The sequence below is a fragment of the Nocardioides sp. ChNu-99 genome, from assembly GCF_029493445.1.
Lineage (GTDB): Bacteria > Actinomycetota > Actinomycetes > Propionibacteriales > Nocardioidaceae > Nocardioides.
Genome location: NZ_JAHWBL010000010.1, coordinates 68,987 through 85,073, shown reverse-complemented (window position 1 = coordinate 85,073; position 16,087 = coordinate 68,987). Strand labels below are relative to the sequence as shown.

The window sequence follows — 16,087 nt, the reverse complement described above, 5'->3', positions numbered from 1 at the left end:
CCCGCGTCGGAGCGGCCCCAGCCGGGGGAGTGCAGCCGGCGGGCGGGCGCGACCCCGGAGACGATGGGGAGCGCGGGCGGTGGCGCCGTGGGCGTGGCGTCGCCGCTCGCGCCCGGCGGGGTGGCCCGCACGGCGATGCGCTGGGCGCCGTCCACGGTGCGCTCGGTCCAGGTGGCGGCCCCGGTGCCCGCCACGGCGTGGTCGGTGTCGCCGCTCGCGCTGGCGACGAAGCCCGTGCCGCGGGCGGCGAGGTGGGTGCGACGCTCGGGGGTCGGGCCCGACCACAGGGCGATCGCGAACGGCGGCAGGTCGAGCAGGGTGCGCTCGCTCACCGCGCCGAGCGCCGCGAGGAACACGCCGAGGTCGGCGCCCTCGCTCAGCACCTCCCACAGCACGGTCGCGGCGGGTGCCCCGACGGTGCGGTCGACGATGGCGACGCCCGCCTCGCAGACGACGCCGAGGTGGTCCCCGGGGAGGTGGAGGAAGTGGGCCGGGGGCCGGCCGCCGGGGCGGGTCATCGACCGCCCCCCGTCGCGAGGCGGCCCGTGCGTCGGGCGTCGAGCACCACCGCGGTCGCGTTGTCGCGCCCGCCCGCGTCGACGGCGGCCGCCACCAGGGTCTCGGCGGCGAGCCGGGGGTCGGGGTGCGCGAGCAGCACGGCGGTGACGAGCTGGTCGGTCAGCTCGCCGCAGACGCCGTCGGTGCACAGGAGCACCCGGTCGCCCGCCCGGGCCGGGTGGAAGGTGACGTCGAGCTCGGGTGCGTCACCCTCAGCCGTGCCCTGGCCCGCGCCGAGGGCCCGGGTGAGCACGTGTCCGTCGTCGGCCACGTCCGCCCCGGCCACGCCGACCCCCTGGTCGAGCAGCTCCTGGCGCCGGGTGTGGTCGGTGGTGAGGCAGGTGAGGGCGCCGTCGCGCAGCAGGTACGCGCGGGACTGCCCGAGGTGGAACACCAGCCACCCCGCTCGCCCGTCCTGCTCCGCCACCGCGACGCCGGTCAGGGTCGAGCCCGGGGCGGCGCCCGCCCCGTCGGCCAGGCCCGCCACGCGGCGGCTCGCCTCGGACACGGCGGCCCGCAGGCCGGCGGCGTCCACGCCGTACGTCCAGGGCTGCTCGGCCAGGGTGCGCGCCACGAGCGCCGCGGCGGCGGCTCCGTCGTGGTGCCCGCCCATGCCGTCGGCGACCAGGCAGACCCGGTCGTCGGCGTGCCACGCGTCCTCGTTCTCGCGACGGCGCACGCCCACGTCGCTCGCCGCTCCCCGGTCGGTGTCGAAGGGGACGGGCGCCGGTGCGTGCCTGGCCACGACGTGCGCCCTACTCCACGACGGCGACGAGGTCGCCGCCCTCGACGGGGCGGGTGCCGGTCAGGGCGAGGCGCCGGACGGTGCCGGCGCGCGGCGCCGTGATGGCGGCCTCCATCTTCATCGCCTCGATGGTGGCCAGTACCGCGCCGGCCTCCACCTCCTCGCCCTCGCCGACCACGACGGTGACCACGCCCTGGAACGGGGCGGCCACGTGGGTGGGATCGCTCGGGTCGGCCTTCTCCGTGCTCTGGTCGTCGGCGGCGATGGAGCGGTCGCGCACCGACAGCGGCCGCAGCTGGCCGTTGATGGTGCACATGACGGTGCGGAAGCCGCGCTCGTCGGGCTCGCTCACGGCCTCGAGGCCGAGGATGAGGGTCTTGCCCTCGTCGAGCTCGACGGTGTGCTCCTCGCCGCGGCGCAGGCCGTAGAGGTAGTCGAGCGTCGGGATGCGGCCGACGTCGCCGTACGTCTCGCGGGCCGCGCGGAAGTCCTTCGTCGGGCCGGGGAAGAGCAGCTCGTTGAGGGTGCCGCGCGGGTCCGAGGCGAGCCCGGCGCGCTGCTCGTCGGTCAGCTCGGCCGCGGGCTGCTTCCACGTGCGGCCCTCGAGCGCCTTGGTGCGGAACGGCTCGGGCCAGCCGCCGGGCGGGTCGCCCAGCTCGCCGGAGAGGAACCCGATGACGGAGTCGGGCAGGTCGTAGTCGCCCGGGTTCTCGGCGAAGTCGGCGATCTTCTCGGGGGTGTCGGCGCCCGTGCCGACGAGGTGGAGGGCGAGGTCGCCGATCACCTTCGACGACGGTGTCACCTTCGGGATGTTGCCGAGGATGTCGTTCGCGGCGGCGTAGGTGTCCTCGATCTGCTCGAACTTCTCGGCGAGACCCAGCGCCGCGGCCTGCTGGCGCAGGTTGGAGAGCTGGCCGCCGGGGATCTCGTGGCGGTAGACGCGGCCGGTGGGCGAGGACAGGCCGGACTCGAAGGGGGCGTAGACCCGGCGCACCGCCTCCCAGTAGGGCTCCAGCGCGCCGACGGCCGCGAGGTCGAGGCCGGTCTCGCGCGCCGAGTGGTCGGTGGCGGCCACGAGGGCCGTCAGCGACGGCTGGCTGGTGGTGCCCGCCATGGTCGCGGTCGCCGCGTCCACGGCGTCCACCCCGGCGTCGATCGCGGAGAGCAGGGTCGCGAGCTGGCCGCCGGCGGTGTCGTGGGTGTGCAGGTGCACCGGCAGGTCGAAGCGCTCACGGAGCGCGGTGACGAGCGTGCGGGCGGCGGGCGCGCGGAGCAGGCCCGCCATGTCCTTGACGGCCAGCACGTGGGCGCCGGCCTCGACGATCTCCTCGGCCAGGCGCAGGTAGTAGTCGAGCGTGTAGAGCCGCTCGCCCGGGTCCGACAGGTCGCCGGTGTAGCAGAGCGCGACCTCGGCGACGGTCGTGCCGGTGGCGCGCACGGCGTCGATGGCGGGACGCATCTGGGCGACGTCGTTGAGGGCGTCGAAGACGCGGAAGACGTCGATGCCGGTCGCCGCGGCCTCCGCGACGAAGGCGTCGGTCACCTCCGTGGGGTACGGCGTGTAGCCCACCGTGTTGCGCCCGCGCAGCAGCATCTGCAGCTGGATGTTCGGCACCGCTTGGCGCAGCTGGGCCAGGCGCTCCCACGGGTCCTCGGACAGGAAGCGCAGCGCCACGTCGTACGTCGCGCCGCCCCACGCCTCGAGCGACCACAGCTGCGGCAGCGTGCGGGCCACGACGGGCGCCGCGGCCATCAGGTCACGGGTGCGCACGCGGGTGGCGAGCAGCGACTGGTGGGCGTCGCGGAACGTGGTGTCGGTGACCGCCACCTGGGTCTGCGCGCGCAGCCGTCGCGCGAACTCCTCGGGGCCGACCTCCAGCAGGAGCTGGCGGGAGCCGTCCGGTGCGGGCACCGCCTCCTCGACGGCCGGCAGCTTCGTGGCCGGGTCGAGGGTGACCGGCGCCTCGCCGTGCGGCTTGTTGACGGTGACGTCGGCGAGGTAGCGCAGCAGCTTCGTGCCGCGGTCGGCCGACGGGCGCGCGGTCAGCAGCTCGGGGTGGGTCTCGATGAAGCTCGTCGTCACCCGCCCGGCGGTGAAGTCGGGGTCGGCGAGCACGCCGGAGAGGAACGAGATGTTGGTGCGCACGCCGCGGATGCGGAACTCGGCGACCGCGCGGCGCGCCTTCTCGACGGCCTTCTCGAACGTGCGGCCCCGGCACGTGAGCTTGGCCAGCATCGAGTCGAAGTGCGGGCTGATCTCGGCGCCGGCGTACGTCGTACCCCCGTCGACGCGCACGCCCGGGCCGCCGGGGGAGCGGTAGGTGGAGATCTTGCCGGTGTCGGGCCGGAAGTCGTTGGCCGGGTCCTCGGTCGTGATCCGGCACTGCAGCGCCGCCCCGCGCAGCCGCACCGTGTCCTGCGACAGGCCGAGGTCGGCCAGCGTCTCCCCGGCGGCGATGCGCAGCTGGGACTGCACGAGGTCGACGTCGGTGACCTCCTCGGTCACCGTGTGCTCGACCTGGATGCGCGGGTTCATCTCGATGAAGACGTAGTTGCCGTCGGGGTCGAGCAGGAACTCGACGGTGCCCGCGTTGCGGTAGCCGATGTGGCGCGCGAACCTCACGGCGTCGGCGCACATGCGGTCGCGCAGCGCCGGGTCGAGGTTCGGCGCGGGCGCGATCTCGATGACCTTCTGGTGGCGCCGCTGCACCGAGCAGTCGCGCTCGAACAGGTGGATGACGTCACCGGCGCCGTCGGCCAGGATCTGCACCTCGATGTGGCGCGGCTCGACGACGGCCTGCTCGACGAAGACGGTCGGGTCGCCGAACGCGGCCTCGCCCTCGCGCATGCACGTCTCGACCGCCTCGCGCAGCGCCTCGGGGCGCTCGACGCGACGCATGCCGCGCCCGCCGCCACCGGCGACGGCCTTGACGAAGAGCGGGTAGGGCAGCGACGACGCGGCCTCGACGATCGCGTCCACGTCGGTGGACGGCTCGACGCTGGCCAGCACGGGCACGCCGGCCTCCTTGGCGGCGGCGATGGCGCGGGCCTTGTTGCCGGTCAGCTCGAGGATCTCCGAGGTGGGGCCCACGAACGTGATGCCGGCGTTCGCGCACGCCTCGGCGAGCGCGGGGTTCTCCGACAGGAACCCGTAGCCCGGGTAGACCGCGTCCGCACCGCAGGCCACGGCCGCCGCGACCACGGCGTCGGGGTCGAGGTAGTTGCGCACCGGGTGGCCGCGCTCCCCGATCTCGTAGGCCTCGTCGGCCTTCAGCCGGTGCTCCGACCAGCGGTCCTCGTGGGGGAAGACGGCGACGGTCCGGACGTCGAGCTCGTACGCCGCCCGGAACGCTCGGATCGCGATCTCGCCCCGGTTGGCCACCAGCACCTTGGAGAACATGGGGGGAGGCTATCCACAACCTCACCCGTGCGGGTGCACGAGGCCCGGGTGGCGGACGGTCGGGTACGGCGGAGGTTCAGCGCCGACGCCTGCGGGCAGGCCGGCGGGGCTCGCGGCCGGACCGTGGGCCGGACCCACGTCCCTGCCGCTTGCGCAGGTCGACCGGACGCGACCGGTCCGAGGACGACCGCCCGGGCGATCCGCCGGCGAGCGGCTGGTTCGCGAACGAGCGGCCGGTGCGGACGCGCACGATCCCGACGAGGATCCACAGCACGCCGCTGACGGCAAGGCCCGCCAGGACCCCCGCGACGACCCCGAGCACGGCGTCCCCCCGGCGGTCGTCCGGTTCGTCCGCCGTCGCCTCGACGGCGGTGATGTCGGGCGGGATGGCGCGCGCCCACTCGGTGAGCCGGTCCTCGGCCCGGCCGAGCATCTCGTAGGAGGAGATCCGGTCGTAGACCGCGGCGTCCTGCGGTGCCAGCACGACGCCGGCCTCCTCGAGACGGTACGAGGGCGGCATCGTCCGGTGGCCCGTCAGGGCCACGTCGCCGTTCCCGTCGCCCTCCCAGATCACGACGACCCCGTCGACCTCGACGGCGGCCATGAGCTGGTCGAGGGCGTGGCCGGCCTGGGCGTAGCCCGCGTTCCAGGACTGCTCGACGACGAGCACGTAGAGGGGGGCGCCCTCCTCGGCGACCACCCGCTCCACCTCCGCCTCCTCCTCCGGGGCGAGCAGTGCGCTGCTCCCGGGGGCGACGACGACGTGGTCGCCGGCCGCCCAGGCGTCCATGGCGTCCCTCAGGACGTCGCCCGCCGCGAGGTCGTCACGCGGCGCTCCCGGGGCACCTGGGTCGCGCCACGCGCCGACGGCCGCGAGGCCGCCGCACGCGAGGCCGACGGCCCAGGCGAGGGTGCGGGAACGGAGGAACGCGTTCACGACGTCCCCCCTCCGGCGCGCGCCCGGCCGACCTCGCTCCACAGGTCGTCGACGAGGGCGCCGTACCCCGTGCGCGCCCACACGCTCCCGGTCTCGTAGTAGGGCCTGCGCCGCAGGCCGTGACGCACGGTCAGCGGGTCGGTGATGGCGCCGACCGCGCAGGCCCGGCACACGGGGACCTCGACCCCGGAGCCGGTCACCTCGCGGGTGCGCTCGGCACGTCCGTGCAGCGGGTTCACGAAGCAGGGTCGGTACGGCGCTCGCCCCGGCTCGTCGAGAGCCGCGGCCGCGACCCGGGCGAGGACGAGGGCCCCCACGAGGTCCGCCCGTCGGGTCCGGCCGGGCGACGCGCTGTCGAGGACGGCCTGGGCGGTGGCGTACGAGCCGTCCACCCGGGTGCGGGTGGTGGCGTCGAGCGGTCGGCCCGCCCGCTCCGCGCGACGACGTCCGACGGCGTCGAGCTCGCGGCGGGCGGTCTGCTCGAGAGCGCGCAGGCCGTCGGGCGAGTCGACCCCGGCGCCGCCCGGCGTCGGGGAGGCGACGGCGACGTCGCCGCTGCGCTGCGTGCGCGCTGCCACGGGTGCCGTCTCCCTCCAGCGGGCCACGTTGCGGAGCAGGAGGGTCACGCCGATCCCGACGGCGACGAAGGCGAGCGCGGGCACGAAGGAGGCGGTGAAGGCGTCGGAGGGGCCGTCGTCCCCGACGTCCCAGTCCGGCCGCTGCCACATGCCGGTGACGTACTGCCCCGGGTCGTCCTCGGTGCCAGCCAGCTGGTCCAGGCTCCAGGCGACGTCGCCCACGAGGGACGACCGGCCGCCGTCACCCTGGCCCGGCACGTAGTCGAGGTACGTCTGGGCCCACTCGCCGGTCCCGAGGGACGCGGAGACGTTCGAGTGCGGCTCCGTCGCCGTGAGGTAGTACCCGTCGCCGAGCTGACGCGACAGCAGGATCGCGAGCTCCTCGGCTGCCTCGCTCCCGTAGTCGCCCTCGGCGAGACCCGGGACCCCGGGCACGAGGGCGACGTACACGGGGACGCCCTCCGCGCGCGCTGCCTCGGCCCGGGCGGTGAGGGCGGCGTCCACGGCGTCGCGCGCGCCGTTGCCGAAGAGCGGGTGCACGAGCACCGGGTCCTCGCGCAGCGCGGCCACGACGTCGTCGACGTCGGGCGCGGGGCCGAGGTCGTCGTCCGGGAACGCGGTCACGGCGCTCACCGCTGCCGCAGGCGGTGGACCGCCCCGACCAGGTCGGGCTGGAGCGCCCCGAAGCCGGTCGAGGCCCAGGGCTCCACGCCGCTCTCGAAGTAGTGCCGCGGCCGGCCGTCGACCATGACGTCCAGGATCTCGGGCCGTGCGCCCTTCTTCAGGTCACGCCGGCACCGGTTGCACAGCGGCGCGTGCAGCCGCTCACCGGCCACCTCGACGTCGCGCACGTTCTCGCCGGGCCCGTGGAGGGGGTTGAGCAGGCACGGCGGTGTGGGCGAGTACGCCCGTCCCCGGAGCGCCGCGGTCAGGGCGGCGCGCCCGCGCTGGGCCAGCACCAGGCCGCCGACGCCGTCGAGGAGGGGCACGTCGTCCGTGGGATCCTCAGGGCGCAGGACCCGTCGAGCGGCGTCGTAGTGGTCGAGCGCGGACTGCCACGCCGCGGCGTCGCCCCTCGGGGTCAGCTCCGCGGCGTCGACGGCCTCGCCCAGCGCGAGCAGCTCGTCGCGTGCGCGGCCGACCACGCCGGCGTCGCGCGCCGAGCGCACGAGCTCCAGGGCGGACGGGGGCAGGACGAAGGCGCCGTCACGGGCCGTTCCCGCGGGAGCGCCGGCACTCGACGGTCGTCGACGCACGGCGCGGACGACCAGGGCGACCAGCAGCACGCCCCCCAGCAGGATGCCGGCCGTGGCGCCGGTCCCCAGCCCGTCACCGTCGGCGGACGGCGATTGCGCGTAGCTCTCCTCACGGGTCTCGCGGACCTCCTCCTGGTAGTCCAGCCACTCCGTCTGCTCGCTCGTGGTGGCGTAGGACACCAGGGCGTCGGTGAGCCGCACGAGCGCCGGCCCCAGCTCCGGCTCGACCACGTCGACGTCGAGGGCGTCGAACGTGTCGGGCAGCGCGACCGAGGTGCCCCACTGCTGCTCGGTGAGGGTGTACTCGGGGCCGCCGTTCTCCTCGACGTAGGCCGGCTCGTAGAACCAGTCCGTACCGAGGTACAGACCGTCCCCGCCCGTCTCGTCGTGCACCGAGACGAGCAGGTTGTCCATGTCACCGGCGAAGTCCTGGCCCTGGAGATCGGCGACCACGACGTACACCGGCGCTCCCGCCGCCTCCAGGGTGGCGAGGTTCTCGGTGACGGCCGCGACCTCGTCGGGGGTCAGCATGGGGGCGGCGCTGGGCGCGACGTACAGGCCTGTCTCGTCGAGAGCGGTGATGACCGCGGTCAGCTCGTCCTCGGCCACGTGTCGGTGCCCCCCTCGCGCGTCGTACCGGCGCCCGGCGCCGTGGCCGCCCCTCGCCGGCCACGCCCATTCTGCGGCACGCGCCCGGCCCGCGGGTGTGCGGGCCGGGCGCATGGGTCGTGCTGGTGGAGCGGGGGAGCCCCGGATCAGGGCGCCGCGGCCCGCAGCTTCTCGAGCAGGGGCTCGGCGGCCTCGGCGAGGAACTCGTCGACGGTGTCCCCGCCGACCTGCACGAGGGCGATGTCGGTGAACCCGGCCTCCCAGAACGGTTTGACGGCCTCGACGACGGCGTCGAGGTCGGGCCCGCACGGGATGGTCTCGGCGACGTCCTCGGGGCGCACGTACTGCGTCGCGCCCGCGAAGCCGGCCGTGGTCGGCAGGTCGGCGTTGACCGCCCAGCCACCGGCGAACCAGCGGAACTGCTCGTGGGCCCGCTGCGTGGCCTCCTCGACGTCGCGGCCCCAGGCGATGGGGATCTGGCCGACGGCCCGGCCGGGCGAGCCGATGCGCGGGGCCCCCTCGGTCGCGTTCCACGTCTCGATGAGCCCGGCATCCGGCTCCGTGGCGACGAGGTGGTCGGCGAGCGGGCCGAAGCGGTGCACGGCCTTCTCGCCGCCGACCGCGATGCCGATGTCGACCGGCTCGTCGGGCAGGTCCCACACGCGGGCCGAGTCGACCCGGAAGTAGTCGCCCTCCCACGTCGTCAGCTCGCCCGTGTGCAGCGCCCGGATGATCTCGACGGCCTCGACCAGCATGTCCTGGCGGGCGTCGACGCTCGGCCAGCCCTCGCCGACGACGTGCTCGTTGAGGTTCTCGCCGGCGCCGAGGCCGAGCGTGAAGCGGTTGTCGGACAGCAGCCCCAGCGTGGCGGCCTTCTGGGCGACGACGGCGGGGTGGTAGCGGATCGTCGGGCAGGTCACGTAGGTCATCAGGTCCACCCGCTCGGTGGCGTGGGCGACGGCGCCGAGCACGCTCCAGGCGTACGGCGCGTGCCCCTGCGCCGAGAGCCACGGGAAGTAGTGGTCGCTGGAGACCTCGAAGTCGAACCCGACCTGCTCCGCCGCGACGGCGTGACGCACGAGGTCCTTGGGGCCGGACTGCTCTGTCATGAGGGTGTAGCCGAAACGGGTCGTCATGGATCCACCCGAGCACGCCGGTCCAAACGCCCTGGCGGGGCCGGGGACGCACGACGCCGGGCCGCCCGCGAGGGGCGACCCGGCGTCGTACCGGTGCGTGCCGGCGTGCTGGTGACGGGGCCCGTCAGTCCTTGAGCTCGCAGACGACGGCGCCGTTCGTGACGGTGGCGCCGACCTCGGCGGTCAGGCCCGTCACGGTGCCCGCCTTGTGCGCCTTGAGCGGCTGCTCCATCTTCATGGCCTCGAGCACGACGATCGTGTCGCCCTCGGCGACCTCGTCGCCCTCGGCGACGACGACCTTGACGATCGTGCCCTGCATGGGGGAGGTGACGGAGTCGCCCGAGGCGGCCGCGCCGGCCTTCTTGGCGCCGCTGCGCTTCGGCTTCTTCGCGCCGCCCGCACCTGCGCCCGCGGCGGCGACCCCGCCGAGCCCGGCGGGGAGCACGACCTCGAGGCGGCGACCGCCGACCTCGACGACGACCGTCTGGCGCTCGCCCTGCTCCTCGGCCTCGCCGGCCGCGCCCGCGTAGGGCTCGATCTGGTTGTCGAAGTCGGTCTCGATCCACTGCGTGTAGACCGTGAACTCGCCCTCGCCGCTGGGGGTCGAGGCGCCGACGTACGCCGGGTCCTCCACGACCGTGCGGTGGAACGGGATGACGGTCGGCATGCCGTCGACCTCGAACTCGGCGAGCGCCCGGCGGGAGCGCTCGAGCGCCTGGGTGCGGTCGCGGCCGGTGACGATGAGCTTGGCGATGAGGGAGTCGAACGCGCCGGGGATCGTCTCGCCGTTCTCGTAGCCGCCGTCGACCCGGACGCCGGGGCCCTGCGGGGGCGACCACTTCGTGAGCGTGCCGGGCGCGGGCATGAAGTTGCGCCCGCCGTCCTCGGCGTTGATGCGGAACTCGATGGAGTGGCCGCGGATCTCGGGGTCGTCGTAGCCCAGCTCCTCGCCGGCCGCGATGCGGAACATCTCGCGGACCAGGTCGATGCCCGTGACCTCCTCGGAGACGCAGTGCTCGACCTGCAGCCGGGTGTTGACCTCGAGGAAGGAGATCGAGCCGTCCTGGGCGACGAGGAACTCGCAGGTGCCGGCGCCGTGGTAGCCGGCCTCCCGCAGGATCCGCTTCGACGACTCGTAGAGCTCGGTGAGCTGCGCCTCGGACAGGAACGGCGCGGGGGCCTCCTCGACGAGCTTCTGGTTGCGCCGCTGCAGCGAGCAGTCGCGGGTGGAGACGACGACGACGTTGCCGTGCTGGTCCGCCAGGCACTGGGTCTCGACGTGGCGGGGCTTGTCGAGGAACTTCTCCACCAGGCACTCGCCGCGACCGAACGCGCCGACCGCCTCGCGGACCGCCGACTCGAAGGCGTCGGGGATCTCCTCGATGGTGCGGGCGACCTTGAGGCCGCGCCCGCCACCGCCGTACACCGCCTTGATGGCGATGGGCAGGCCGTGCTCCTGCGCGAAGGCGACGGCCTCGTCGGCGTCGGCCAGCGGGTCCTTGGTGCCGGGCGCGAGCGGCGCGTTCGCCTTCACCGCGATGTGCTTGGCCTTGGCCTTGTCGCCCAGCGCCTCGATCGCCGCCGGCGGGGGACCGATCCAGGTCAGCCCGGCGTCGATGACGGCCTGGGCGAAGTCGGCGTTCTCGGCGAGGAAGCCGTAGCCCGGGTGCACCGAGTCGGCGCCGGACTTCTCGGCGACCGCGATGATCTTCGCGATGTCGAGGTAGGAGTCGGCGGGCGTCGCGCCGCCGAGCGAGTGCGCCTCGTCGGCGAGCCGCACGAACAGGGCGTCGCGGTCGGGCTCGGCGTAGACGGCGACGCTGCCGATGCCGGCGTCCTTGCAGGCGCGGATGACGCGCACGGCGATCTCACCGCGGTTGGCGATGAGGACGCGACGCAAGGGCTTGATCTCGGGCACGGGCACTCCTCGAAGGCTCGGGTCACTCGACTCACGGCGCGCCCCGCGGCGCCACCGCAGCGGAGTCTAGGGGCACCCGGGCCGTCGTGAGCGAGCGGATCCGGAATTCGGTCCCTGTCGGCCGGTACGGCGTACCGCACCGCCCCGCGGGGCGGCGTGCGACGCCCGGGGCGCGCGGAGGATAGCCTGCGACCCATGGGACGGCGGCGGTGGCGACGGCTGGCCGCCGAGGTCAGCAAGTTCAGCCTCGTCGGCGTCCTCGCGACCCTCGTGTCCTTCGTGCTCTTCAACGCCCTGCTCCACGGCGCCTGGGTGGTCGACCCCGTGCTGGGCGACCGGCCCTACTCGTCGTACGTGCTGGCCAACACGGTCGGCATGCTCGTCAGCTACAGCGGCACCAAGCGGTGGGTCTTCCGGCACCGCCAGGCCCCGGGGGCCGACGGCGGTTTCCTGGCCTACGTCGCGATCAACGTGGTGACGATGGTCCTGCCGATGGCGTGCCTGTGGTTCAGCCGCTCGGTGCTCGGCCTGAGCGACCCCGTAGCCGACAACGTCTCGGCGAACGTCATCGGGCTGTCGGCCGGCTTCGTCGCCCGCTTCTACCTGTTCCGCACCTACGTCTTCAACAGCCCCGTGCAGCGGGCGAGGACGCTGCCGGCCGCCGTCATCGGGGAGACCACAGGTCCGTCCACCGCAGCCCCAGGTCGGCGCACAGGGTCCGCAGGAGAGGCACGCTGACCCCGACCACGTTGTGGGGGTCGCCCTCGACGCCCGTGACGAACGCGGCGCCCCGCCCCTCCAGCGTGAACCCGCCGGCGACGCCGAGCGGCTCCCCGGTCGCCACGTAGGCGGCGACCTCCTCGTCGTCGACGTCCGCGAAGTGCACGACGGTCGAGGCGACCGCGGTCGTGCTCCGGTCACCGGCCAGGTGCACGAGCGCGTGCCCGGTGTGGAGCACGCCGGAGCGCCCGCGCACCTGCTGCCAGCGCCGCGTCGCCACCTCCGCCGTACCCGGCTTGCCGTGGGCGACGCCGTCCACCTCGAGCACCGAGTCGCACCCGAGGACCAGGGCGTCGTCGGGGAGGCCGCCGCGGCGCACGACGGCGTCGGCCTTGCGGACGGCCAGCTGCCCGGCCATCTGCGCCGGGGGGAGGTGCTCGAGCCCCGACTCGTCGGCGCCCGAGACCACCACGAGGGGGTCGACCCCCGCCGTGCGGAGGGTGGCCAGGCGGGCGGGGGAGGCGGAGGCGAGCACGAGCGTCGTCACCCGCACGAGCCTAGGTCCGGCGACGTGCGGAATGTCGGTCCCGTCTCCTAGGTTGGACCACCGTGCCAGCCTCCTCCCGCGACCGTTCCACCACCGCGGCCGGCCTGAAGGTGCTCGGCGTCGCGATCCGGCGCGAGCCCTGGGTGTTCACCGTCTCGGCGGTCGGCAGCGTGCTCTTCGGCGCCCTCACCGTGGCCGACGCCTGGGTGCTCGGCTGGTCCACCGACCACGTCGTCCTCCCCGCCTTCGAGACCGGGGAGGTGGGCGCGGGCGCGCTGTGGGCGGTGTTCGGCCTGTTCGTCGGCGTCGCCATCCTCCGCGCGGTCGGCATCGTGGCGCGGCGCCTCGGGGCCGGGATCATGCAGTACCGGATGGAGGCGCACTACCGCCGCGCCGTCACGCGGCAGTACCTGTCGCTGCCCATGTCGTGGCACCACCGCCACCCCACCGGCGTGCTGCTGTCGAACGCGAACTCCGACGTCCAGGCGGCGTGGGGCCCGGTCGCGCCGCTGCCGATGGCCGTCGGCACCATCGCGATGATGGTCGTGGCCGTCGCGCAGATGCTCCTCACCGACGTCGTCCTCGCCGTGGTGGGCCTCCTCGTGTTCCCGGCCGTCATCGCCGTCAACCTGTGGTTCCAGCGCGTCACCTCCCCGCTGATGACCCGGGTGCAGGAGCTGCGCGGCGAGGTCAGCGAGATCGCCCACGAGTCGTTCGAGGGCGCCCTGGTGGTGAAGACCCTGGGCCGCGAGGCCGAGGAGACCGAGCGCTTCGCGCGCCGCACCGCCGACCTGCGCGACGTCGCCATCGAGGCGGGCCGGCGCCGGGCGCTCTTCGACCCGCTGCTCAACGCCCTCCCGAGCATCGGGGTGCTGCTCGTGCTGGTGGTCGGCGTCGTGCGCGTGCTCGACGGCGACACCGACGCGGGCGCCGTGGTCACGGTCGCCTACCTGCTGACCGTCGTCGCCTTCCCCATCCGCTCCATCGGCTGGCTGCTCGGCGAGCTGCCGCGAAGCGTCGTGGGCTTCGACCGCGTGCACGCCGTGCTCGAGGAGCGGGCCGGGATGGAGTACGGCGTGAGCCCCGCCCCCCGCACCGACGCGGGCGGTGCGCTGCTCGAGGTCGAGAACGTGCGCTACGGGTACGACGCGGCCGCCCCCGTCCTGCAGGACGTGTCCTTCCGGGTCGAGCCGGGCCGCACGGTCGCCCTGGTGGGCCCGACGGCGTCCGGCAAGAGCACGCTGACGGCCCTGCTGAGCCGGCTGGTCGACCCCGCCGCGGGCCACGTGCGCGTGGACGGCACCGACCTGCGGGACCTTGCGCCCGGCGCGCTCGCCGAGGTGCTCGCCGTCGTGCCGCAGACCGCCTTCCTCTTCGACGACACCGTGCGGGGCAACGTCGCGCTCGGTGCCGACGTCACCGACGACGAGGTGTGGGCCGCGCTGCGGGTCGCGCAGGCCGACGGGTTCGTCGCTCGCCTGCCCCAGGGGCTCGACAGCCAGCTGGGGGAGCGCGGCACCACCCTGTCCGGCGGGCAGCGCCAGCGCCTCGCGCTGGCCCGGGCGCTCGTGCGCCGCCCGCGCCTGCTCGTCCTCGACGACGCGACCTCCGCCGTCGACCCCGAGGTCGAGGCCCGCATCCTCGCGGCGCTGCGGGAGGGCGCCGACGGCGCCACCGTCGTCGTCGTGGCCTACCGCAAGGCCACCATCAGCCTGGCCGACGAGGTCGTGCACCTCGACCAGGGCCGCATCGTCGACCGCGGCCCCCACGCCGCCCTGCTCGAGCGCAGCCCGGCGTACGCCCGGCTCGTCAACGCCTACGAGGCCCTGCCCGAGGAGGTCCAGGCGTGAGCGCCGTGACCAGCCCGACCCGCCGTGCGACGACGAGCGTCGGCACGGGCGACGACATCGGCGCCGTCGACACCATCCGTCGGGGGGTGCGCCACTCCCCGGAGCTCGTCGACGGCATGGTCGGCACGCTGCTGCTCGCGGTGCTGTCCACCGTCGGCCAGGTCGTCGTGCCCGTCGCGGTGCAGCAGACGCTCGACCGCGGCATCGGCGCGCCCGGTGGCCCCGACGTCGGCTTCACCGTCCTCATGGCGGTCGCCGCCGGCGTCGCGGTGCTGGTGACGGGCGTGGCGTCGTACCTCATGACCGCCCGCCTGTTCGTCGCGGCCGAGACCGGCCTGGCCACCCTGCGGGTCAAGGCGTTCCGGCACGTGCACGACCTGCCCATGGGCACGCAGGACACGGAGCGCCGCGGCGCCCTGGTCTCCCGGGTGACGAGCGACATCGACCAGGTCAGCCAGTTCATCGTCTTCGGCGGCGTGCTGTTCATCGTGAGCATCGGCCAGATCCTGGTCGCGACCGTCGTGATGGCCGTCTACGACTGGCGCCTCACCCTCGTGGTCTGGGTCTGCTTCGCCCCGCTCTTCGCCTCGCTGCGCTACTTCCAGCGCAAGCTGTCGCAGGCCTACGGCATCGTGCGCAACCAGGTCGGCGTGATGCTCTCCGCCATCGCCGAGCCCGTCGTCGGTGCGGCCGTGGTCCGCTCGTACGCGGTGGAGGCCCGCACCCAGGCCCGCATCGACACCTCGATCGACCGGTACCGCTCCGCCGCGACCAAGGCGCAGGGTTTCACCGCCGTCTCGTTCTCGCTCGGCGGCATCTCGGCCGGGCTGGCGAACGCCGGCGTCATCGTGGTCGGCGTCTGGCTCGGGCTCGCCGGTGACGTCACCGCGGGCGAGATCCTGGCCTTCGCCTTCCTCGTCACCCTCTTCGTCGGCCCGGTGCAGATGGGCACGCAGATCCTCACCGACGCCCAGAACGCCATCGCGGGCTGGCGCCGGGTCGTGGCGCTGCTGGACACCCCCGCCGAGCTCGTCGACCCCGGCGAGGACGGGGCGGAGCTGCCCGACCGCGCGGTCGACGTCGAGCTCGACGACGTGTGGTTCGCCTACGGCGGCGGCGAGCCCGTGCTGCGCGGCATCACGCTGCGCATCGAGGCGGGGCGCCGCGTCGCCGTCGTCGGCGAGACCGGTTCGGGGAAGTCGACGATCGCCAAGCTGCTGACGCGCCTGGCCGACCCGACCGACGGCGCCGTGCGGCTCGACGGCGTCGACCTGCGCGAGGTGCGGGGCGGCTCGCTGCGCCGCCGCGTCGTGCTGGTGCCCCAGGAGGGCTTCCTCTTCGACGACACGGTGCTGGCCAACCTCCGGTACGGCGACCTCGACGCCGACGAGGAGCGCGTGCTCGCCGCCGCTGCCGAGATCGGCGTGGACGACTGGCTGCTCGGGCTGCCCGAGGGCGTGCGTACCCGCGTGGGCCAGCGCGGCGAGTCGCTGTCCGCGGGGGAGCGGCAGCTGGTCGCCCTCCTGCGCGCCCACCTCGCCGACCCCGACCTGCTCGTGCTGGACGAGGCGACGAGCGCCGTCGACCCCGCCCTGGAGATGCGGATCAGCCGCGCGCTCGAGGCCCTCATGGACGGCCGCACCTCCATCACCATCGCCCACCGCCTGACGACGGCCGAGAACGCCGACGAGGTGGTCGTGGTCGACGCCGGCCGGGTCGTGCAGCACGGGCCGCACGCGGCGCTCGTCGCCCAGCCCGACGGCGTCTACGCGCGGCTGCACCGCTCGTGGGTGGCCCAGCAGGCCGTGGCGACCGAGCGGTGAGCGGGCCGGT

At 74.7% G+C, this 16,087-nt stretch carries 12 protein-coding genes; 3 read left to right on the top strand and 9 right to left on the bottom strand.

Going from position 1 to position 16,087, the window contains the following annotated elements; genetic code table 11:
- From KK617_RS05715 to KK617_RS05680, 8 genes are all read right to left on the bottom strand, one after another.
- Positions 1-518: hypothetical protein (locus KK617_RS05715; RefSeq protein WP_277498651.1), on the bottom strand; the 518-nt coding region annotated here is incomplete at its 3' end.
- Positions 515-1,303 carry a PP2C family serine/threonine-protein phosphatase gene (locus tag KK617_RS05710; RefSeq protein WP_277498650.1) on the bottom strand — a complete coding sequence of 263 codons (789 nt, stop codon included), beginning with the start codon at positions 1,301-1,303 and terminating at the stop codon, positions 515-517. The genes KK617_RS05715 and KK617_RS05710, both read right to left, overlap by 4 nt.
- Positions 1,304-1,313: 10 nt before the next feature.
- Positions 1,314-4,703, bottom strand: a complete 3,390-nt coding sequence (locus KK617_RS05705; protein WP_277498648.1) for a pyruvate carboxylase — start codon at positions 4,701-4,703, stop codon at positions 1,314-1,316.
- 76 nt (positions 4,704-4,779) lie between these two features.
- Positions 4,780-5,640 (bottom strand): hypothetical protein, encoded by an 861-nt coding sequence (locus KK617_RS05700; RefSeq protein WP_277498647.1) that lies wholly within the window; start codon positions 5,638-5,640, stop codon positions 4,780-4,782.
- Positions 5,637-6,842 (bottom strand): hypothetical protein, encoded by a 1,206-nt coding sequence (locus KK617_RS05695; protein ID WP_277498646.1) that lies wholly within the window; start codon positions 6,840-6,842, stop codon positions 5,637-5,639. The genes KK617_RS05700 and KK617_RS05695 overlap by 4 nt, the downstream gene beginning before the upstream one ends.
- A 5-nt stretch (positions 6,843-6,847) precedes the next feature.
- Positions 6,848-8,083 carry a hypothetical protein gene (locus KK617_RS05690; RefSeq protein ID WP_277498645.1) on the bottom strand — a complete coding sequence of 412 codons (1,236 nt, stop codon included), beginning with the start codon at positions 8,081-8,083 and terminating at the stop codon, positions 6,848-6,850.
- 146 nt (positions 8,084-8,229) lie between these two features.
- Positions 8,230-9,219 carry a TIGR03557 family F420-dependent LLM class oxidoreductase gene (locus KK617_RS05685; protein WP_277498644.1) on the bottom strand — a complete coding sequence of 330 codons (990 nt, stop codon included), beginning with the start codon at positions 9,217-9,219 and terminating at the stop codon, positions 8,230-8,232.
- 124 nt (positions 9,220-9,343) lie between these two features.
- Positions 9,344-11,137 carry a biotin carboxylase N-terminal domain-containing protein gene (locus KK617_RS05680; protein WP_277498643.1) on the bottom strand — a complete coding sequence of 598 codons (1,794 nt, stop codon included), beginning with the start codon at positions 11,135-11,137 and terminating at the stop codon, positions 9,344-9,346.
- Positions 11,138-11,332: 195 nt separating this feature from the next.
- Here KK617_RS05680 and KK617_RS05675 point away from each other — a divergent pair, with 195 nt between their 5' ends.
- Entirely contained in the window at positions 11,333-11,875 is a 543-nt protein-coding gene (locus tag KK617_RS05675; RefSeq protein ID WP_277498641.1) for a GtrA family protein, read from the top strand.
- On the opposite strand, the gene KK617_RS05670 is transcribed toward KK617_RS05675, so the two are convergent.
- The gene (locus tag KK617_RS05670) at positions 11,802-12,404 is read right to left on the bottom strand and encodes a nucleoside triphosphate pyrophosphatase (RefSeq protein WP_277498640.1); all 603 of its coding nucleotides are present in this window, start codon (positions 12,402-12,404) and stop codon (positions 11,802-11,804) included. The two genes, KK617_RS05675 and KK617_RS05670, sit on opposite strands and share 74 nt — an antisense overlap.
- Positions 12,405-12,466: 62 nt before the next feature.
- Between KK617_RS05670 and KK617_RS05665 the strand changes: the two genes are divergently transcribed.
- Positions 12,467-14,254 carry an ABC transporter ATP-binding protein gene (locus KK617_RS05665; RefSeq protein ID WP_277498639.1) on the top strand — a complete coding sequence of 596 codons (1,788 nt, stop codon included), beginning with the start codon at positions 12,467-12,469 and terminating at the stop codon, positions 14,252-14,254.
- Complete coding sequence (locus KK617_RS05660) at positions 14,251-16,077, top strand: ABC transporter ATP-binding protein (protein ID WP_277498638.1); 1,827 nt, start codon at positions 14,251-14,253, stop codon at positions 16,075-16,077. Before KK617_RS05665 ends, KK617_RS05660 begins: the two co-directional genes overlap by 4 nt.
- Positions 16,078-16,087: the final 10 nt, after the last annotated feature.